The organism is Micrococcus sp. FDAARGOS_333 (assembly GCF_002206575.2).
GTDB lineage: Bacteria > Actinomycetota > Actinomycetes > Actinomycetales > Micrococcaceae > Micrococcus > Micrococcus lylae.
Window position 1 is genome coordinate 2,135,581 of sequence record NZ_NJFJ02000001.1, and the last position, 20,117, is coordinate 2,155,697.

The 20,117-nt window shown below is 73.6% G+C and carries 17 protein-coding genes; 5 read left to right on the top strand and 12 right to left on the bottom strand.

Annotated elements, in window-relative coordinates:
- Positions 1 to 155: 155 nt before the first annotated feature.
- From hpf to CEQ11_RS09460, 10 genes are all read right to left on the bottom strand, one after another.
- Positions 156 to 854: a ribosome hibernation-promoting factor, HPF/YfiA family gene (hpf, locus tag CEQ11_RS09415; RefSeq protein ID WP_088478447.1), complete on the bottom strand. Its 699-nt coding sequence runs from the start codon at positions 852 to 854 to the stop codon at positions 156 to 158.
- Between the two features lie 153 nt (positions 855 to 1,007).
- Entirely contained in the window at positions 1,008 to 1,823 is an 816-nt protein-coding gene (locus CEQ11_RS09420) for an amidophosphoribosyltransferase (RefSeq protein ID WP_088478448.1), read from the bottom strand.
- Between the two features lie 90 nt (positions 1,824 to 1,913).
- Complete coding sequence (locus tag CEQ11_RS09425) at positions 1,914 to 3,656, bottom strand: LpqB family beta-propeller domain-containing protein (RefSeq protein ID WP_088478449.1); 1,743 nt, start codon at positions 3,654 to 3,656, stop codon at positions 1,914 to 1,916.
- Positions 3,653 to 5,503 (bottom strand): MtrAB system histidine kinase MtrB, encoded by a 1,851-nt coding sequence (gene mtrB / locus CEQ11_RS09430; RefSeq protein WP_227718828.1) that lies wholly within the window; start codon positions 5,501 to 5,503, stop codon positions 3,653 to 3,655. The genes CEQ11_RS09425 and mtrB overlap by 4 nt, the downstream gene beginning before the upstream one ends.
- A gap of 4 nt (positions 5,504 to 5,507) precedes the next feature.
- The gene (mtrA, locus tag CEQ11_RS09435; protein ID WP_088478450.1) at positions 5,508 to 6,188 is read right to left on the bottom strand and encodes an MtrAB system response regulator MtrA; all 681 of its coding nucleotides are present in this window, start codon (positions 6,186 to 6,188) and stop codon (positions 5,508 to 5,510) included.
- A 152-nt stretch (positions 6,189 to 6,340) separates the two neighbouring features.
- Positions 6,341 to 7,555, bottom strand: coding sequence for a hypothetical protein (locus CEQ11_RS09440; protein ID WP_088478451.1), 1,215 nt, complete (start codon positions 7,553 to 7,555; stop codon positions 6,341 to 6,343).
- A complete protein-coding gene (locus tag CEQ11_RS09445) occupies positions 7,545 to 7,910 on the bottom strand; it encodes a chorismate mutase (RefSeq protein WP_070637756.1) in 366 nt (121 codons plus the stop codon). The genes CEQ11_RS09440 and CEQ11_RS09445 overlap by 11 nt, the downstream gene beginning before the upstream one ends.
- Before the next feature lie 43 nt (positions 7,911 to 7,953).
- A complete protein-coding gene (mnmA, locus tag CEQ11_RS09450) occupies positions 7,954 to 9,126 on the bottom strand; it encodes a tRNA 2-thiouridine(34) synthase MnmA (protein ID WP_088478452.1) in 1,173 nt (390 codons plus the stop codon).
- A 38-nt stretch (positions 9,127 to 9,164) separates the two neighbouring features.
- Complete coding sequence (locus tag CEQ11_RS09455) at positions 9,165 to 11,273, bottom strand: hypothetical protein (RefSeq protein ID WP_088478453.1); 2,109 nt, start codon at positions 11,271 to 11,273, stop codon at positions 9,165 to 9,167.
- A gap of 107 nt (positions 11,274 to 11,380) precedes the next feature.
- Positions 11,381 to 12,574, bottom strand: coding sequence for a cysteine desulfurase family protein (locus CEQ11_RS09460; RefSeq protein ID WP_088478454.1), 1,194 nt, complete (start codon positions 12,572 to 12,574; stop codon positions 11,381 to 11,383).
- Positions 12,575 to 12,765: 191 nt separating this feature from the next.
- Here CEQ11_RS09460 and folP point away from each other — a divergent pair, with 191 nt between their 5' ends.
- From folP to CEQ11_RS09485, 5 genes are all read left to right on the top strand, one after another.
- Positions 12,766 to 13,758 carry a dihydropteroate synthase gene (gene folP, locus CEQ11_RS09465; RefSeq protein WP_227718829.1) on the top strand — a complete coding sequence of 331 codons (993 nt, stop codon included), beginning with the start codon at positions 12,766 to 12,768 and terminating at the stop codon, positions 13,756 to 13,758.
- Positions 13,755 to 14,639 (top strand): dihydrofolate reductase family protein, encoded by an 885-nt coding sequence (locus CEQ11_RS09470; RefSeq protein ID WP_088478455.1) that lies wholly within the window; start codon positions 13,755 to 13,757, stop codon positions 14,637 to 14,639. The genes folP and CEQ11_RS09470 overlap by 4 nt, the downstream gene beginning before the upstream one ends.
- Complete coding sequence (locus CEQ11_RS09475; RefSeq protein ID WP_088478456.1) at positions 14,636 to 15,625, top strand: DnaJ domain-containing protein; 990 nt, start codon at positions 14,636 to 14,638, stop codon at positions 15,623 to 15,625. The genes CEQ11_RS09470 and CEQ11_RS09475 overlap by 4 nt, the downstream gene beginning before the upstream one ends.
- 198 nt (positions 15,626 to 15,823) lie before the next feature.
- Positions 15,824 to 16,285, top strand: coding sequence for a tRNA (cytidine(34)-2'-O)-methyltransferase (locus CEQ11_RS09480; protein WP_067191298.1), 462 nt, complete (start codon positions 15,824 to 15,826; stop codon positions 16,283 to 16,285).
- A gap of 7 nt (positions 16,286 to 16,292) precedes the next feature.
- Entirely contained in the window at positions 16,293 to 17,744 is a 1,452-nt protein-coding gene (locus tag CEQ11_RS09485) for an anti-sigma factor domain-containing protein (RefSeq protein WP_088478458.1), read from the top strand.
- A 27-nt stretch (positions 17,745 to 17,771) separates the two neighbouring features.
- On the opposite strand, the gene CEQ11_RS09490 is transcribed toward CEQ11_RS09485, so the two are convergent.
- A complete protein-coding gene (locus CEQ11_RS09490; protein WP_088478459.1) occupies positions 17,772 to 18,545 on the bottom strand; it encodes a PIG-L deacetylase family protein in 774 nt (257 codons plus the stop codon).
- Between the two features lie 77 nt (positions 18,546 to 18,622).
- On the bottom strand, positions 18,623 to 19,969 hold the full coding sequence (locus tag CEQ11_RS09495) for a S1C family serine protease (RefSeq protein ID WP_088478460.1): 1,347 nt from the start codon (positions 19,967 to 19,969) through the stop codon (positions 18,623 to 18,625).
- Positions 19,970 to 20,117 lie beyond the last annotated feature (148 nt).

A 20,117-nucleotide genomic window follows, 5' to 3' on the forward strand; every position in this document is an offset into this window, starting at 1 on the left:
CCTCGGACGGGGCAGGCCGCTCAGCCCCCGCGCAGCTTCCGGGCCACATCGCCCGGTGCGTCGGAGGGCACGACGGGCCCGGGACACGGTCCGGACGCGGCGACGGCGCCCGTCCCTGTCAGGGCGGGCGCCGTCCGGCACGGGGCAGGTGCCGCTCACTCGGCGGCGTCCGCTGTGTTCTCACCGTAGAAGCGCTCACGGCCGCCGTCCGGCACATGGTCCGCCGGCAACGACTCGTCGAGGCTGATGACGCCGTACTGCCAGCCCTGCCGGCGGTAGACGACGCCGGGCACGCCGGTCTCGGAGTTCTGGAACAGGTAGAAGTCGTGGCCGACGAGCTCCATGGCGTCGACGGCCTCGTCCACCGTCATGGGCGTCGCGGGGAACGTCTTCTCACGGATGCGGACAGGAGTGTCCTCGGGGACGTCCATGCCCGCGGCCTCCTCCTCCGCCTTGCGGGCGGCGAGGACCTGCTCGACGAGCGAGACGTTGGGGTCGACCGGGACCATGTCCGCGGTGGCCTCGGCCACAGAAGCCTGCCGGCGGCGGTCCTTGCGGCGGTCGTGCAGCCGGCGCAGGCGCTCGGACAGGCGCGTGAAGGCCTTGTCGAAGGCCACCGTCTTGTCGTCGTCGTCCGCCTCGGTGCGGACCACGGTGCCGTCGCCGCGGAGGGTGACCTCCACCTTCACGTTCTGCTCGGAGTGGCGCTGGCTGGAGGGCCTGGACGTCTTGACCTCGATGGAGTCCGCGCCGGCGGCGAGGTGCTCGAGTCGGGCGACACGCTCGCGGACGTGCTCGCGGTAGGTCTCGCTCGGCGTGATGTTGCGGGCGATGAAGCTGACATCGATGGTCATGGCGTCCTCCTAGGGTCGTCCTGTCGCTTCCCGCGGCCCTCCCACGCCGGCCGCGGCCGGACCCGGAGAGCACAACGGCGGCTGGTGGAGAGCGTCTCACTCCTTCCAGCCGCCGGCGGGGCGGGATCGGAAGACCGACCCCGTGCATCCACCCTACGTGACGCAGGACACACTGTCAGCCTCGCCGGAGCCGCCCGCCGACGGCGAATCCGGGGGCGCGACCCCGGCCACCGCGGCAGCCGCGACCGGCACCCCGCCCGCTCTGCGGACCTGACGTGCCAGTGCCGCCAGCGTCGCACCGGTCGTGACCACGTCGTCCACCAGCACGACCGGGGTCCCCCGGGCCAGCCGACGGCCCACCCTCCAGCCGCGCCGGCGACGGCGCCGGGCCACTGAGGTGGCGCCCGCGTGGGAGGCCGTCGCCGGCGCCAACAGGTCCGCCGCACCGGGCAGGGCGGGTCGGACCACGTCGCGGCGCACCGCGGCCGGCCAGGGCAGCGGCGCCGCCAGCAGCTCGGCCACCGGATCACAGCCGCGTCGCAGGTGGCCGGTCAGGGAGCCGGGGACGGGGACGAGCACCGGCGGTGGGGCCTGCTCGCCCAGACGGCCCGCGGCGATGTGCTCGGCCGCCCAGAGCGCCCGCACGTCCGGGTCGCCCAGGGCAGCATGGACGGCCTGCAGCAGACCCGGTGCGAGCAGGCGGCGCAGGTGCAGCGCATCGTGGTCCTTGAAGGAGAGCACGGCGGTGGACAGCGGAGCCGCGTACTGCCCTGCGACGATCGTCGGCAGGGGCGCACCGGTGAGGACCAGCGGCAGGGCCGCCGCGTGCTCCTCGATGCGGACCGGCGCGGACAGGGCGTACCGCAGCGCCGCCGTGCAGTCGGGACACAGGCGCCGGCCCGGTGCGGCGCAGACGGCACAGTCGGCCGGGAGGAACAGGTCGATGACGTCGGCGAGCAGCGAGGACATGGGGCCAGTCCACCCGTCCTCGCCGCGGCCGGAGGCCCCGGTCCCGACGATGTGCGGGACGCAGCGTGCTGTGCAGGAGGGGCGGACGGGTCAGCCGGGGAAGGCCAGGTCCCGGACGGGGCGTGTGAGCTCCTGGCTGCGCCACGAGGAACCCAGAAGCAGGTACACGCCGTTTTCGGTCTCCGCGTAGAAGGACTGCGAGTCCCCCCCGGAGAACCCGGTCAGGCCAGCGAGCGGGTTCAGGGTGCGACGGGTGCCGTCGAGGGAGATCACCTGCGGTTCGATCTTGTCCTCGGCGTCGTCGGCATAGTCGGTGACCGCCAGCGTGACGTCGTCGATCCAGAAGACGTCGCGCATGGGGACGGTCGTCTCGAGTGTCTGCGGGTCGGTGAGCGAGGACGGCACACCGTCCTGGCCGCGCACCACGCCGGCCACGCGCAGGCTCACGGTGCCTTCCGACTCGACGAGCAGCGCCGCCCGGGTGCCGGTCGGTCCGACCTGCAGGGCGCGGATGGTCTCGTCCGACTTCAGCCAGGGAGTGCTGACCTCACGGGCGGTGCCGTCCTCCTGGTCGCCCAGCGGGACGGCCCGGATGCGGGAGGAGCTGCCGGAGTCCACCGTCCAGGCCCAGTCCAGTCCGTCCACGGTGGGGCGGGTCAGGGAGATGCCTGAGACGATCTGTTCCAGGGTGCCCTCGGTGTCCGCACGGTACATCTGCGTGCGATCGGAGGTGAGGAACACGAAGTCGGTGCGGGCACGGTTCATCGCAGGCTCGACCGGGTCGAGCGCCGAGACGTTCCGGAGCCCGCCGACCGGGGTCACGCTGAGGCCTTGGAAGAAGGCGAGCGTCCGGTTGGTCGGGTCGACGCCGACCTGGAGGGTGCCCTTCGAGGGGTTCACCTCGACGGGGTCGAGATGGTCTGTCTCGCCCTCCACCGCCAGCGGGTCCAGGTCCACGGTGACCTCGACGCTCTCGACGGTGCTCAGGCCCTCGAGGGTCATCTCGATCTGCTGGCGCAGCCGCTCGCGGCCGTCGGAGTCCATGCCGTCCACCGTCGAGGCGGCGAGGTCGACGGAGGCGACGCCGTCGGTCACCGGGACGGTCGGGCGGGACAGCTGGGAGCCGCTGCCGGCGGGGAAGGCCGAGACGACGGCGCCGCCGAGGGGCTTCACGGGCCCTGCCAGCAGGGCCCGGGTCATCGCCGCAGCAGTGGTGCCCCGGTTGATGAACCAGCGCACGTCCGGCACGGCATAGGTGAAGGTCGGGTCGAAGAAGTACAGCTCGTGCGGCGCATAGATCGCGGCGAACTGGGAGCCGGAGAGCATCGTCCCGTCCTCGGCGGCGCTGATGCGGCGCTGCCCGTCGACGTCGGTGACGGTCAGCTCCCAGGCCTCGGTGGTGCCGGAGGGCACCGCGGTCCTGATGCCGTTCTGGTCCACGATGGAGTCGATCTCCACCTGGACGAGGTAGGTGCCGTCCTCGTCCACACGGGTGACGGTCGGCTGCGAGGAGTAGACCACCGTGCGGCGGTGGGGGTCCCAGTCCGCGGAGGCGTCGCCGGTCAGGTACTGGCGGGCGATCGCGTAGTCGTCCTGGGGACCGACGCCGGCGGCGAGGAAGCCGCGGATGATCTCGGGGGCCTCGGCGTCGCGCACCGGACCGGCCGGGACGTACAGCGGGACGTCCTGCTCCTGCTCGGCGCCTGCCAACGGTGGGGAGGTGCCCACCGGGGAGGACGTCGGCACCTGCGCGCACGCGGACAGGGCAAGGGAGGCGGCGGCCAGCACGGCGAGGGTGAGCCGGCGGCGCCCGGCGACGGTCTCTGCGGTCATCGCGGGTCCTCCTCTCGGGACGTGTCGCGCAGCGCCTGCTCCTGCGTGCGGTCGATCTCACCGGTGTTCACGTCCTCGTCCGGACCCACCGGGTCGGGACGGTCGACGCCGGCGTCCATGAGCGGCCGGTGGGGGTCTGAGGCGAGGCGGCGTTCGCGGACGTCGTAGACGGGCGGCAGGGCCAGGGCGGCGTGGTCCACCATCGTCGCTTCGGAGTGCGGGACTCCGGCCGGGGGCTGGTCGCACGGGACCGTGAGCAGGAAGCAGGATCCGACGCCCAGCTCGCCCCAGGCGACGAGGCTGCCGCCGTGGATGCGGGTGTCCTCGGTGGCGATGGACAGGCCGAGCCCGGAGCCGCCCGTGGTGCGGGTGCGGGCCGGGTCGGCGCGCCAGAAGCGGTCGAAGACGCGCTCGACCTGTTCGGCGGACATCCCGATGCCGTGGTCCACCACACCGACGGAGACGACCTCGCCGTCTCCGGAGACCACGACGTCCACGGGATGGCCCTCGGCGTGCTCGATGGCGTTGTTCACGAGGTTGCGGACGATGCGCTCGATGCGGCGGGGGTCCACGCGGGCCAGGAAGCTGGAGCCCTGCGGGACCACGAAGACCTCCACTCCGGCGCGGTCGGCCAGGGGCTGTGAGGTGAGGATGACGTCGTTGCAGAGCGCGAAGAGGTCGGTCTCCTCGAGGGCGAGCATGGCGGCGCCGGCGTCGAAGCGGGTGATCTCGAGCAGGTCGGCCAGCATCGCCTGGAAACGGTCCACCTGGTGGTAGAGCAGCTCGGTGGATCGGCGGTTCACCGGGTCGAAGTCGTCTCGGGAGCCGTAGAGGACGTCGGCGGCCATGCGCACGGTGGTGAGCGGGGTGCGCAGCTCGTGGGAGACGTCGGAGACGAAGCGCTGCTGCATCTGGGACAGCTGGGCCAGCTGGGTGATCTGGTCCTGGATGTTGTCTGCCATGCGGTTGAAGGAGGTTCCGAGGCGGGCGACCTCGTCCTCGCCGTGGACCGGCATGCGGGCCTCGAAGTTGCCGCGGGAGAGGGTCTCGGCGGCCAGGGAGGCCTGCTGCACGGACTGCACCACGAGGCGGATCACTGCGGCGGAGACCACCACGTTGAGCAGCACGAAGCCGGAGCCGAAGAGCATGAGCACGCGCAGCACGGAGTCCAGCGAGTTCTGCACGTCGGAGAGGTCGTAGACCAGGTAGAGGGAGTAGCCGGAACCGGGCGGGAGGATCACCTGGGTGCCGAAGGCCAGTGCCGGATGGACCGTCCCTCCTTCGTCCTCCATCGCCATATGGGCGTAGTAGACGCCGGTGCCGGCGGCGACGGCGGACTTGAGGTCGGCGGGGATCGATTCCGAGTCCAGCTGCGGGGACGAGACGCGGCCGATGTCGGCCGAGTCCGTGTCCGGCAGGGGCTCGAGCATGAACCGGCGGCCGAGCGTGGAGGAGTCGCCCTCGAGGGAGCGCAGGGTCTGGGACACCATGACGTCGGTCAGTGGCGTCTCGGGGGTGCCGGCCAGGGCGAAGGTGTCGCGGACCTGGGCCAGGGAGCGGTTCGCATCGACCTCGATCTGCTCGAAGCGGGCCTCGACGAGCGCGTCGGAGATCTGCTGGGCGAAGAAGACGGCGAGCAGCCCCGAGGCCACGAAGGTGAGCACACCCACCATGATGGAGGTGCGCAGCTGCAGCGACCGCCGCCACGCGCGCCGCAGCCGGTGGAGCCAGTGCAGCGGGTTCAGCCGGGAGCGCCGGACCGGCTCGGGCTCGGCGACGACCGGGACGACTCCGGCGGCCGGCAACGTGCGGGTGTCCCGTTCCTCCTGGTCCAGGGCCTGGGCCACGGCCTCAGCCCTGGCCGGCCTTGTATCCGACGCCGCGGACGGTGAGCACGACGGTCGGGTTCTCCGGGTCCGGCTCGACCTTGGAGCGCAGGCGCTGCACGTGGACGTTCACCAGGCGGGTGTCGGCCTGGTGGCGGTAGCCCCAGACCTCCTCCAGGAGCATCTCGCGGCTGAAGACCTGCCAGGGTTTGCGGGCGAGGGCGACGAGCAGGTCGAACTCGAGCGGGGTCAGGGAGATGACCTCGTCCCCGCGGCGGACCTGGTGGCCGGCCACGTCGATGTCCAGGCCGCCGATCTTCAGGGTTTCGGGGGCACGGGTATCGCCCTCGCGCAGGCGGGCGCGGACACGGGCCACGAGCTCGGCGGGCTTGAACGGCTTGGGGACGTAGTCGTCGGCGCCGGACTCGAGGCCGCGCACCACGTCCGCGGTGTCGGACTTGGCGGTGAGCATGACGATCGGGACGTCGGACTCGGCACGGATGAGCTTGCAGACCTCGATGCCGTCGATGCCCGGCAGCATGAGGTCCAGCAGGACGAGGTCCGGGCGCACCGCGCGGAAGGTCGGAAGCGCGGAGGAACCGTCCTTCACGAACGCGGGCTCGAAGCCGTCGTTGCGCAGGACGATGCCGATCATCTCGGCCAGGGCCTCGTCGTCGTCCACGACCAGGATGGTGGCTCGGCTCATCTGGGCCTCCTCTGCTTGTCCTCTGCTGGTCCCCTGCGCCTGTGCACGGGATGCCTGGGCAGGACCTGCCCGGCCCCGCCCAATGTCTGTGGGCCAGCTTATCGTCCCTGGCCGGGCAGCCCGTCACCGTGCGCTGAGACGGACCTGCAGCCTCAGCCGGCCAGGTCCGTGCGGCGGTCCTCGAGCTCGTCCGCGGCCTGCGCCGTCCGGCGCAGCGCGTCCTTCCCGACGACGGCCGGCCCCATCAGGGTCCAGCCGACGGTCAGCGCGGGGTCCAGTCCGACGCGTTCGACGTCCCGCATCAGCGCCGCGGGTCCGCGGCCGGCCACGTGCCGGATCGCCAGCGGTCGGCCGGCCTCGCTCCAGCCGCCGACGACGTCCCAGGCGGCGGGGCCGGCAGGGACGTCCGGGTCCGGGGCGTCCACGGCCACGCCCACGGTCTGGGCAGCCGAGCCGCCGCGTCCGTCGTCCGCAGCGGGGGCAACCGGCGTCGGCAGGGCCTCGGAGGCCAGCAGGGCCAGATCGGCCGGGCCGGGGCCCTCCTCCGCGGAGCAGCCGCGACGGCCGGCGTCGATCCACGCCCGCGCGGGCGCGGCGCCCGAGGCCCGGGCCTCCTCGCCGGCAAGGACGGCCAGGGCCGCCCGCCAGTGGGTACGGGCCTCGTCACGAGGCACGGAGCGCACGGTGCGGTACCCGGACGCGGTGGGCAGGGCTCCGGCGAGCACCGCGGCGGCCAGGGGCTCGTCGATCCACAGGGCCGTGCGGCGGGCACCGGCCTCGGTGCGAAGCCGAGACAGCAGACCTGCCACGCCCTCGGTCCAGGCCGCGGCCACGTCCCGGCGGGCACCGGCGTCCACCGCCACACGCTCCCCGCCGGGCAGCCACAGGCTCCCGAGCAGACTCAGCGGCCCGACGACGCGGACGGCGAGACGGTCGATCCCGATCCCCTCGGCGCCGGCAGTGTCCGCCAGACGGTGCAGGTCCTCGGACAGGTGTGCGGTGGCACGGCGATGGTCCATGCCGTTGGACCGGGCCCCGGGCGGGCTGATGCGCCAGCCATGCGGCTGCAGGTCCACGGCGAGGTCCGGCAGCAGTGCGGCGGTGCGGCCGACCGGTTCGGCCCCGGGCCCACGGTCCGGCAGCTCGGGCAGCAGCGGCCAGTGCGCAGCCCCCGCCTCGCCGAGGGTGGCCAGGGCCGCCTCGGCCGCGTTCAGGCCCCGCCAGGTGCCGCCCACGAGGGCACGCACCCGTCCCGGCTCCGCCGGCTCGGCCGACGGGGCGAGCCCGTACCGCGAGACCTGTGCCTGATCCACCGCCAGGGACGAGCCGGCGGCGCGTGCCGTCGTCGGGGCGGGATCAGTCGTCATGCCCGGCCTGCCCGTCATGCTCCTCTTCGGCGATCGCCTGGTGGTGGCGGATGACCTCGGCGATGACGAAGTTGAGGAACTTCGCGGCAAACTCGGGCTCGAGGTCGGCGTCCTCGGCGAGCGCCCTCAGGCGTGCGATCTGGGCCGTCTCACGACCGGGATCTGAGGGCGGCAGCTCGTGCTCGGCCTTGAGCCGGCCCACACGCTGGGTGAACTTGAAGCGCTCGGCGAGCAGGTAGACCAGGGACGCGTCGATGTTGTCGATGCTCCCGCGGATCGCATAGAGCTCCTGAAGGACGGCCGGCTCCGTGGAACCGGCGAGGGAGCTGGCGTGGGGGTCGTACTGCGCGCTCATGCCAGCCACCCTACAAACGGCGGGCGGCCCGGTCCTGGCCGTCTCACTGCGCGGGCCGGTCTCGGTCCGGCTCCGCTGTCCGTTCCCCGTCCGGTCCCGGCGCCTCGTCCAGGGCCCGGTTGCGGGCGCGGTCGATCGTGACCTGGCCCAGCACGCGGGTGCCCCGGTAGAGCACGGCGGTCTGGCCCGGCGCCACGCCCCGCAGCGGACGTTCCGGCCGGATCAGCCAGCGCTCGCCGCCGTCGTCCACCCGGGCGAGGGCCGGGACGATCTCCCCGTGGGCGCGGAACTGCAGCTGACAGTCGAACCAGTCCCCCGCCGCGGCCTCGGTCAGCGGTGCACCGGCCCAGGTGGGGCGGATGCCCTCGATGCGATCCACGTCCAGCAGCTCGCGGCCGCCGACCACCACGGTGTTCTCCTTCGGCCGCACCTCCAGCACGAAGCGCGGCTTCCCGTCCGGGGCGGGACGGCCGATGGCCAGGCCCTTGCGCTGGCCCACGGTGTAGGCCTGGGCGCCGGTGTGGGTACCGAGGCGCTCGCCGTCGGTGCCGAGGATGGCCCCGGGGGCCAGGTCGATGCGCTCGGCGAGCCAGCCGCGGGTGTCCCCGTCGGGGATGAAGCAGATGTCGTGGGAGTCGGGCTTCTGCGCCACGGACAGCCCGCGCTCGGCGGCCTCGGCGCGCACGAGCTCCTTGGAGGGCGTGTCGGCCAGCGGGAAGAGGCAGTGCTCGAGCTGTTCGGCGGTGAGGACGCCGAGGACGTAGGACTGGTCCTTGGCGTCGTCGGCGGCACGGTGCAGCTCCGGAGTGCCGTCCGGGCCGGGGCGCACGGCGGCGTAGTGGCCGGTGCAGACGGCGTCGAAGCCGAGCTGCAGGGCCCGCTCGAGCAGCGCGGCGAACTTGATCTTCTCGTTGCAGCGCATGCAGGGGTTCGGGGTGCGGCCCGCGGCGTACTCGGCCACGAAGTCGTCCACCACGTCCTCCTTGAACCTCTCGGAGAAGTCCCAGGTGTAGAACGGGATGCCGAGCCGCTCGCAGGCGCGCCACGCGTCCGAGGCGTCCTCGATGGTGCAGCAGCCGCGGGAGCCGGTGCGCAGGGTGCCGGGCATGCGGGACAGCGCCAGGTGCACGCCCACCACCTCGTGCCCGGCGTCCACGGCGCGGGCGGCGGCGACGGCCGAGTCCACTCCCCCGGACATGGCGGCCAGGACCTTCACGGCGGGCTCCTCTCTCGACGACGGGTGGGCGGTCCAGTCTACGAGGGCGGGGTCGGCCGCCTCGACCCGGGCCCGGGTGCATCGTCGGTCGTGTTCGACGTCCCACCCGCCGGCGGATGGCGCCGGGCCGTCAGGGACCTCACCCCGAGCACCAGGACCGCGAGGACGATCACGACGACCGACCAGACCAGCCCCTGGACGAACAGGTCCGGGTGGGGCTCGTCGCGCACCGCCAGCGCACCGAAGATCAGGGACGGAGGGGCGAAGACCGCCGCCAGGTACTCGAAGGACTCCCGGTTGCGGCTGCGACGTCGGCGTTCCTCGTCCCTGGCCTGTTCTTGCCGGTCGGTCTCGATCTGACGCTGTCGCTGCGCCCGGGACTCCTCTGCCTCTTGGCGCTGACGGTGGCGGAAGGTCTGGATGCGGAAGATGCCTTCCTGCTCTTCCCGGACACGGTCCAGACCGGCGACCAGGCCCCACTGCTCTTGGAGCGCTGTGAGCATTCGCGTCGCCTCCGGGCGTCCGGGGACGTCCTCGAACCAACGCTGGTTGATGAACCATTGGAAGCGCTGCTCCAGGTCGATGGCGCTGTCGACGTCGGAGTCGGATCGTCCTGGCGAGCGCTCGTGCAGACGCGCCAGCGCCTGGACGTGTTCGGCCAGCAGGAACCGCTGCCGCATCCCCAGCATGGCCAGGTCGACGAATCGACCGTGGACGATGCTTCGCACCAGAGGGTCGGAGACGTAGCTGCCCACCTGCAGGTCCTTCACCCTCCTCCCCTGGCCCGCCCGGTTGCGGTACCTGTGGAAGTCGGCCTGGCTGCTGCTCAACCGGGGGTCGAGAAGCACGGCGGCGCCGGTGGAGCAGACCCGCATGTCACAGCCCAATGCGTGGACGGTCCCGGACGATGCCTCCTCGCGCGTGTCGTCCGGAAGGGCGTAGGTGCCGCTGAGCCGGTGGCCTGCCGCGAGCTGGTAGGACCACTTCTCCGCCTCCGACCAGACGTCGGACTCCTCCAGGTGGAAGAGCGAATAGGGGCTGGGCCGTCGCAGGTCGTCGAGCGGAAGACACCAGAGCGCCATCACCCTGTTCACCGACTTCGGCAGCCTGCCGACCGATCCCTGTGTCACCGGCTCGCTGCCGGGTGCGTCGCCGAGGCACCCCGTCTCGTAGACCAGCGTCGGGGGGCGTCGGTCACCAGGGAAGTAGGCTTTCCTGAGCGTGTGCTCCCGCCACCCTGACGCGTGGACCTCGGCGTCGGTGGGGACGTAGTCCACGCTCGGGTCGACCCGGCAGTCCAGGGATCCGTCGCGTCTGCGGCACGAATCGGTGTACCCGCCGCGGGAGGCCTGGACGTGCAACCCCATCCCGTGGAGGATCCTGGTGATGTCGACCGAGAGCCCCCGTCCGCCGTCGGACGGCCACCACGACGGCTTGCTGATGTACTCCGACAGGCGGGTCAGCTCGTCACTCGTGAATCCGACGGCCTTCAGGTGCAGGACGGCGAATCCGAATCCGGGGTCCTCCATGGCGTCGCCCGACCGCACGGATTCGAACTCGTGCCGCTCGGCCCCCAGAACATGCAGTCGCTTCTGCGCATCAGCTGACCGGTCGAGCACCAGGTCGCTGTAGACGTCGTAGAGGCGGCCGGGAAGAGCGGTGCCGGCCTGAGCCGAGGCGGGGTCACCGGGAACCCACGCCTCGTAGACGTTGCCCTTGCCTGTGGAGCCCGATGCCGCGCTGGTGGCGACGACACGCGCCGCCAGGTGGTCCGAGTGGAAGTACTTCGCCGGATCGAACCAGTGCTGGTATGCGGTGTCCCGCACGGTCATGCCGGGCGGCTGGTCGGTGCCTGGCTGTCCGGTGGGGTTCAGGGAGAGGGGGTCCCATGTTCGGCGCGCCACCCCGAGCTGATGTGCCTTGTCCGTGGGGACGTCGACGAGGTCGCGGGTCGGGTCGTCACCGCTGCGCAGCCGAAAGGGGCGCTTGGTGGCGCAGATCTCCCGACGTCGCCAGTCCAGGTGGTACGGGAGGAGCACAGCGACCGTGACTTCACCCCAGGGCGCGTCCGCCTGATGTTCCACGTCGACTCGCGTCGTCGTCTCCGGCATGGCGATGTCGGCGCGCAGTGGCGTTCCTCGGTCCATGATGTCCCCTCCTCCGCCGAATCCAGCGGTCCCTGCGGACACCCTCGCCCCACCCTCCATGTCACGTCAAGCAGAAGCACCACGAATGCACACAGCGGCCGAGCAGCTCAGCGCAGCAGCGTGCGCAGCGCATCGAGCAGCGCGGCCACCTCGGCCGGCGTCGTCGTCCGACCGAGGGTGAACCGCTGGGTGGCCCGCGCGTCGGCCTCCGTCCGCCCCGGCAGGGCCGCGACCACGTGCGACGGCTCGGCCACCCCGGCGGTGCACGCCGACCCGGACGAGGTGTCCAGCCCGGCCATGTCGAAGGAGAACAGCAGCGCGTCCGCCGTCCGGCCCGGCACGGTGATGTGGACGTTGCCGGGCAGCCGGCGCGTCCCCGGCGGCAGCGCCTGCCCCGTCGCCGGGTCGAGGTCCCGCGGCCCGGTCAGGCGCACCCCGTCCAGGGCGTCGACGGCGGCGATCACCTCGTCCCGCAGCGCGCCCAGCCGGGCGGCCTCGGCAGGCTGCTCCGCGACGGCCTCCGCCACGGCGGCCGCCAGTGCGGCGGCCAGGGCCACCGACACCGTGCCCGAGCGCAGACGGCGTTCCTGGCCGCCGCCATGCAGCACCGCCTCCAGCGTGACGTCCCGGCGCACCAGCAGGGCGCCGACACCCACGGGGGCGCCGACCTTGTGGCCCGAGACGGCCAGACTCGCGGCCCCGGACGCGGCGAAGTCCACGGGCACGGCCCCGAGGGCCTGGACGGCGTCGGTGTGCAACGGGACCCCGTGGTCGGCCGCGAGCCGGGCGGCCTCGGCCACGGGCTGGACCGTGCCGATCTCGTTGTTGGCCCACATCAGCGTGGCCAGGGCGGTCTGCTCGGGCGCGGCCGCCAGCGCGGTCTCCCATGCGGCGAGGTCGACCCGCCCGTCGTCGTCGACCGGGACGAGCACCGGCTCGGCGCCCTCGTGCGCGGCGAGCCAGTCGACCACATCGAGGACCGCGTGGTGCTCGATGCCGGTCAGCACGATCCGGGTGCGTTCCGGCGCCGCGGCGCGGCGGGCCCGGTACAGCCCCTGGACGGCGAGGTTGTCCGCCTCGGTGCCCCCGGACGTGAGGATCACCTCCGTCGGGTGCGCCCCGAGCGCCGCGGCGAAGCGCTCTCGCGCCTGCTCGAGGCACAGCTTGGCCCGGCGGCCGGAGGCGTGGAGGGAGGCCGGGTTGCCCGGCAGCGCGGCCGTCTCGGTCAGGGCCTTCAGCGCGGCCGGCCGCACCGCCGTGGTGGCGGCGTGGTCCAGGTGCACGCGGTCCGAAGTGGTCACCCCGTCAGTCTAGGAGCCGCGCCCGGCGTGGCCGAGGACGCCCCCAGGGTCCGGTCGCCCCGACGGGGGCAGACAGCGGCCGAACGAGGCGCCCAGGGACGGGAACCAGGGCGAGGTGCACGCCACCACCGGGGCACACAGCCCTTCCGGGTCTCACGGTCCCCGTGCGGTGCGGATGGTTGAATGAACGGGTGCTCTTCCCCGTCCCCGCCCTGAAGCATCCCGTGCACCGGTTCGCCCACACGGAGGTGGACCTGCGCACCCGCGTGCTCGTGATGGCGGTGGTCAACCGGACCCCGGACTCCTTCTACGACGCCGGGGCGACCTTCGCCTTCGATGCCGCCGTGGACGCCGCCCGCGCCGCCGCGGCCGACGGCGCCGACTGGCTGGACGTCGGCGGCGTGCCCTTCGCCCCGGGCGAGGAGCTGGACCCTGCCGAGGAGGCCGAGCGCGTCGCCCCGCTGATCGCCGCCCTGCGCGCCGGAGACGGCGGCGTGCACGGCGGCGAGGAGGCCGCCCGCGCGATCCTCTCGGCGGACACCTTCCAGCCGGCGGTCGCGGCGGCGGCCCTCGAGGCCGGCGCGGACGTCGTCAACGACACCTCCGGCCTCTACTACCCGGACCTCGGCCGCGTCGCCGCCGAGCACGGCGCCCACCTCGTGGTCACCCACTCGCTGGCCCACCTCACCGGGCCGCGCACCGTGGTGCCCCGCCCGCAGTACTCCGACGTGGTGGCCGAGGTGCGCGAGCAGCTGCTGCGCACCGTTGACCGCGCCGTGTCCCTGGGCGTGGCGCCGGAGAAGATCATCGTGGACCCGGGCCATGACCTGAACAAGACCACCGTGCACACCCTGGAGGTCACCCGTCGCCTGGAGGAGGTCGCAGACCTGGGCTTCCCCGTGCTGGCCGCGGTCTCCAACAAGGACTTCGTGGGCGAGTCGCTTCACCGCCCGAAGTCCCGGCGTCTTGCCGGGTCCCTGGCCGCCGCCGTGGCCTGCGTGGCCGGCGGCGCACGCATCCTGCGCATGCACCAGGTCCGCCCCTCCGTGGACGCCGCCCGCATGGTCGAGTGCATCGCAGGCTGGCGCGACCCCGTCCTGGCCGTCCACAACACCGGGGACCTGAATCGGGATCCCGACCTTTCCGCGGTAGCCGCGGACGAGGACTGGGAGCCCCGCGCATGAGGGCGCTGACCGGGACCGGGCAGGCCCTGACGGACGAGGACCTGCTCGCGCTCTACGCCGCGCCGCGCCGGCTCCGCGGCGCTCTGGACGGCCCGCACGGCCCGCGCTCCACCGGGTCTGCACGGCACGACCCTCTCTCCGCCCGGCCCGCCGACCGCCCGTGGACGCGGATGATGTTCATCTCCTCTGCCGATGGCGCCGCCGCTGTGGACGGCCGGTCCGGCGGCCTCGGCACTCCGGCCGATCACCGGGTCTTCGCCCTGGCCCGCAGGGATGCCGACGTGATCCTCGTGGGCGCCGGGACCGTCCGTGCGGAGGGCTACGACGGACCGCTGGTGGACGCCGAGGCCTCCGCCTGGCGCACCGCCCGCGGCCTGGACGCGCACCCGGAGGTGGCCGTGGTGTCCGGTGGCCTGCACCTGGCCGCCTCCGACCCCTTCTTCCTCCGTGCCCCGGGCCGGCCCGTGGTCCTGACCTCCGCCGCCGCCCTGCGGGACCACGCCGACCGGGCCGCAGCGCTCGCCGACGTCGCCGACGTGCTCGCCGCGGGCGAGACCGACGTGGACCCGGCGATCGCCCTGGCCCTGCTCGCCGCGCGCGGCCACCGCGTGGTCCACGGGGAAGGCGGTCCGTCCCTGTTCGGCGCCGTCGCCGCCGCCGGCCGTCTCGACGAGCTGCAGCTGAGCCTGTCCCCTGTGCTGGTCGGCGGGGACGGCCCGCGGATCCTCACGGCCGCGCAGGCGGTCGGGCTCGACCTGCGCCTGGTGCACGTGCTGCACGAGGACTCGATGCTGCTGCTCCGCTACGTCGCTGCGGGCTCCACGAACGCTCTGGAGGACGGCGCCGCCCTCGACGTGCGTCCGTCCGGGAACGACGCATGAGCGCCGCCGAGCTGGGCCCGCAGACCGCCTACGAGGTGCTCGCCGTCCGCCCGGACGTGGACGCGGAACAGCTGCGCCGGGCCTACCGCCGGGCCGCCCGCCGCGCGCACCCGGACGCCGGCGGCAGCCCCGAGGCGTTCCGCCGCGTCAGCGCGGCCTGGGAGCTCGTCGGCACCGCCGAGGCCCGCCGCCGCTACGACCTCTCCCTGGCGACTGCGGACGCGCCCACCGGCCGTGCGCGCACTGGACGGGGCACGGCCGGAGGCCGCGGCGTAGGCACGACGACGGCACGCGCCTCCGACACCTCGGCCCGCCCGGGCCCTCCCCCGCCCTCACAGCGCCCGGTGAGGTACCTCCCCCCGCTGCAGGCGGAGCCGGTGCCGAACGGGGTCCTGGACGCCGCCCGCTCGGCCCGCCGCTGGCACGGGGTGCCCCGGCGCCGCGGCCTGCTCCCGGACGAGCACCGCCAGCGCCGCCAGGCACGGGTGCTGCGCCTGTTGGACGCGGACGTCGCCCCGGTGCTGCCGGCCGCCCGCTTCCTCACCGGGCTCAGCCTGGGCGGACGCTTCCAGCGGGGACTCGACGTGGACCATGCCGTGCTCTGCGGCGACCGGCTCGCGCTGATCGGCTCCATGCAGGTGCCGGACGGGACCTACACCTGGGACGGGGCGCAGCTGTCCGCACACCGCTCGGCCGCCTCCCCGCCGCTGATGGGCCCGGCGATGATGACGCTCCAGCGGTCCCTGCCGCAGGTGACGGTCGGCGGCTTCGTGCTGGTGATGACGGACCGGGACGAGCGGCTCACCCCCGTGATCCGCCGTGTCCGCGGTGCCGACGACCCCGCCGCCCAGCAGGACCTGCTCACTGCGGCGCCCGCCGCCGGCCGGGACCTGGTCCGCGAGCTGCTCCTGTTCCTCGGCACCGGCAGCGCGCCGGACACCGTGGACCGGGCGGCGCTCGACCTGCTCGTGGACCAGCTGTACTGAGCCCGGCTGAGACGCCCCCAGGCGGAGGTGAGGCGGTGTCAGGAGGCGAACGGCCGTCGTCGGGAAGCCCGCACGCCGGGGACGGCGGACCGGCCTACCATGAAGGGCGTGTCCGCCACCGTCCCGACCCGCCGCACCGAGAACCCGCACCTGGCCGCCGAGCGCGCCCCCGCCCCCGGCACACCCGGCTTCCATCTGATGTTCCACACCCCGGAGATCCCCGGGAACACGGGCAACGCCATCCGCCTGGCCGCGATCACCGGCACGAGCCTGCACCTGGTGGAGCCCCTCGGCTTCACCTTCGCGGACGCGCACCTGCGCCGCGCCGGCCTGGACTACCACGACCTCGCGGTGGTGCAGACCCATCCCGACCTCGACGCCGCCCTGGACGCCCTGCCGGAGGCCCGCGTCTTCGCCTTCACCGCCCGCGGCGACGCACGCTATGACGAGGTCGCCTACCGCCCCGGAGACGTGCTGCTCTTCGGCCGCGAGTCCACCGGGCTGCCGGACGAGGCCCTCGCCCACCCGCGGATCACGCAGACGGTGCGTCTGCCGATGCAGCCGGCCCGCCGGTCGCTCAACCTCGCGAATGCCGCCTCAATCGTGACCTTCGAGGCGTGGCGTCAGCACGGCTTCGCCGGGTCCGCCCGCCTAGACTGACAAGACCATGGACGCGACCTGCACCGCTGAGAACGGACCCCACGACGACGCCCTGCCGTCGCTCGACGTGCTGCTCCGACTGAGCTGCGAAGGCGACCGCGCGGCCTTCGCCGCCTTCTACGACACCACGGTGTCGTGGGTCCATGCCCTCTCCCGGTCCGTGCTGGCCTCGGAGGCCGACGCCGCCGAGGCCACCGCCCTCGTCTACCTCACCGCGTGGGACGAGGCCCCGGACACCGACCTGGACCTGACCGAGGACGACGACGTCCGCCGTCGGGAGCGCACCGTCTTCACCTGGCTGGAGGTCCTGGCCCACCGCGTGGTCACCACCCTGGCCCGCACCGACTCCCTGCCGGAGCGGGGCCACGGACTGCTGCCGGAGAACGCCGGCAAGAGCGAGGATGTCACGGCCGAGCGTCCCCTCAGCTGCGCCTCGCTCAGCGACGAGCAGTACCGCGCCGTGTCCCTGGCCTGGCTCGGCGGCCGCACCTGCCGCCGCCTCGCCGAGGAGATGGGCGTCCCCGCCGCCCGTGCCAAGGAGCTCGTGCGGGACGGCGTCCAGGCCCTCGTGGCCGCCCACCGGGACGCCGAGCAGGAGCGTGGCACCCTCACGGGCCCCCTCAGCACCACCCCGCCCCGCGCCGCCGGCCTCATGGACACCGTCCGCGCAGACGTGGAGGCCGGACGAGGTCTCGAGCTGGCTGACGTCGCCGCGCTCGACGCCCTCGACGCGGACGAGCGCACGCTCGTCGAGGGATCCGTCGCCGCCCGCGGCCCGAGCGAGGGCACGCTGTGGCGCACCCGCCTGCGCGCCGCCCGCAACGCCGTCACCTGGGCGTTCCGCTCTGTCCAGGAGGAGCCGCCGTCCGAGCTGCTGGACCGCATCCTGCGCCGACTGCCCGCCCAGGACATCGGCGTGGCGCTCGTGGACCACGACGAGGTGCGGCACTCCCCCGAGGAGCAGGCCACGGGCCGCCGCCGCATGGTCGCGGTCGTCGGCACCGCGGCGCTGCTGGTGGTCGCTGCCCTGGTCGTCGCCGTAGTCCTTTTGACCGGCCCGACGCTGCCGGAGAAGGTCGACCGCGCCGACGACGTCTACACGTCCACGCCGGTGGACACCCGTGACGGCGGCACCATGCAGGTGGCCACCTCACGCGACATCGACGCCGGCTACGTCCGGCTGGAGGGCCTGCGTCCGCTGCCGCAGGGCCAGGCCTACCAGCTGTGGCTGCTCCCGAAGGACGAGTCCCAGCAGGCCCAGTCGCTGGGCGTGTTCTCCGCCGAGGACCTCACGGAGCCGGTGACCTTCCACGGCATCGACGCCCACGGGGCCGTGGGCATGACCGTGGAGCCGGAGGCCGGCGCCGAGCAGCCCTCGGACGACGTGCACTCCTCCGTGGTGCTCCGCCCGGGCAACGACGGCCCCCGCTACGGCGGCAAGTGGACGATGGACGACTGAGGCAGCCGCCACGGCGCGGACGGCGGTTCAGAAGCCGGCGATCGTGTCCGCGCCGTTGACCTCGACGAGGTGGAAGGACTCGGCCGAGCCGTCGCCCCGGCCGCCGGCCAGCGCGAACTCGTCCCGCATCTGACGGCGCACGAACGAGCGCATGCCCTCCACGTCGGGGTGCTGGGACAGGTGGGCGTCGAGCGCACGGACCTTGGCCTCCTCCAGCCCGGTGACGTCCACGGCGGTGTCTACCCGGGCGTGCGGCGCGGCGTAGAGGAGCAGATGGCGGATGCGGAAGGCCTCCAGCCCCTCGTCCTGGAGCAGCTCCGGGTAGGCGTACGGATTCTCGACGGCCGGGTAGGCGGCCCGGACGACGGCCTCGCCGCAGGCCAGGTGGTCCGGGTGGGACCGCTGCATCCGCTCCCAGTCCCGTTCGGGGTGCAGGCTGAGCACGACGTCCGGACGCACCTGCCGCATCACGCGGACAAGGGCCTTCTGCACCCGCTGGTTCGGCTCGAGGAAGCCGTCCCGCTCACCGAGGAAGCGGACCTGATCGATGCCCAGAATGGCGGCCGCGGCACGCTGCTCCGCATGCCGGCGGGCGGTCATGGCCTCCGGACCCTCGGAGTCGAAGCCGCCGGCATCGCCGTCGGTGACGATGCACTGCACCACGCGCACGCCGGCGGCGGTCAGCCCTGCGAGGGTCGCGGCGGCGCCGAAGTCGAGGTCGTCGGGATGGGCGCCGACGGCGAGCGCGGTACGCCAGCCGTGGCGCGCAGCGAGGTCGGCGGGGGTCAGGAGAGTCTGCATGGCTCCCATTCTCCCCCGCCGCCGGCCGTGGGGCGCCGCGCTGGGCGTCGGCCGGGTGCGTCCCGACGCCGGTCGCGTCAGCCCTGCTGGTCGCTGGTGGCGAAGGTGACCTCGAAGGCCTGCTCCTTGCCGTCGCGGCGCACGGTCACCTCGGCCGAGTCGCCGGGGGCGAACTGGCGCACGGTGGCGGTGAGGGACTCGCTGTCCTTGACCGGATGGCCGTTCACCTCGGTGACGACGTCCCCCTGCTTCAGCCCGGCCTGGTCCGCCGGAGAGCCGGAGACGACCTCACGGACCTCGGCTCCGGCGCTGAACTGGGTGCGGGTCCTGGCGCCGCCGCCCTGGACGTCCGCCTCCGCGGGGGTCACGGAGACGCCCAGGAACGCGTGGTCCACCTCGCCTTCCTCGATGAGTTCCTGGGCGATGCGGTGGGCGTAGTCGACCGGGATGGCGAAGCCGACGCCGATGTTGCCGGACTCGCCGCTCTGCTCCTGGCCGCCGGCCGAGGCGATGGCCACGTTGATGCCGACCAGGTCGCCGTTGGCGTCCACGAGGGCGCCGCCCGAGTTGCCCGGGTTGATGGCGGCGTCCGTCTGCATGACGTTGAGGAACACGGACCCCTGGGTCCGCTGACCGCTGCCCTGCTGCGGGAACTGGAACTCGTACGGGGATCCCTCGGAGGTGTTGTCCGGGACCTCCGAGGAGGCCACCGAGATGGTGCGGTTCAGCGTGGAGACGATGCCGTCCGTGACCGTCCCGGCCAGGCCGAGCGGGGCGCCGATGGCGACCACCTGGTCGCCGACCTGCACGTCCCCGGACGCGCCGATGCCGATCGGGGTGAGGTCCTCGGCGTCCACCTTGATGACGGCGAGGTCGGACTTCGGGTCGGTGCCGACGACCTTCGCCGCGTAGACCGAGCCGTCCGACGTCTGGACGGTCAACTCCGCGTCGGAGGTCGTGCCGCCCATGGTGACCACGTGGTTGTTGGTCAGGATGTGGCCCTCCTCGTCAAGCACGACGCCGGAGCCGGAGCCGCTGCCGGAGCTCGCGATGGTGGAGATCGTGACGACGGAGGGGGAGGCCTTCTCGGCCGCCTTGCTCACCGTGCCGGCCTCGGCGCCGCGGTCCGCCGCACCGCTCTCACCGGACCCCTGCGCGTCCTGCGGGTCCTGGGCGGTGCCATCGCCGGCCTCGGTGCCCCGGTCCTCGTCCCCGCCGTCCTGCGCGGACGACGCGGCCGGCCCGCCGCCGTTCGCGAGGGCGACCGCACCGGCCCCCGCGCCGCCCCCGACGAGTCCGGCGGCGAGCACACAGGCCGCCAGCAGTCCGGTGCCGACGCGCTTCGGGCTGCGCTCGCCGCTGCCCGCGGAAGGCGGGGTCTGGCCGTTGACGTCGGTCGGCGTCGGCTGCTGGGGGTACGACATGGTCCTGGTCCTCTCGTGCGTCGCCTCGGGGCTCGAGCCGCGGGGCGACGCCGTCCGTGCTGGTGGTGTTCGCCGGGTCGGCGTGGGGTCGATGGACTCCATGATGGAGCGGCTCTCTGGACGCATCCTGGAATCTGCCTGGAGGTCA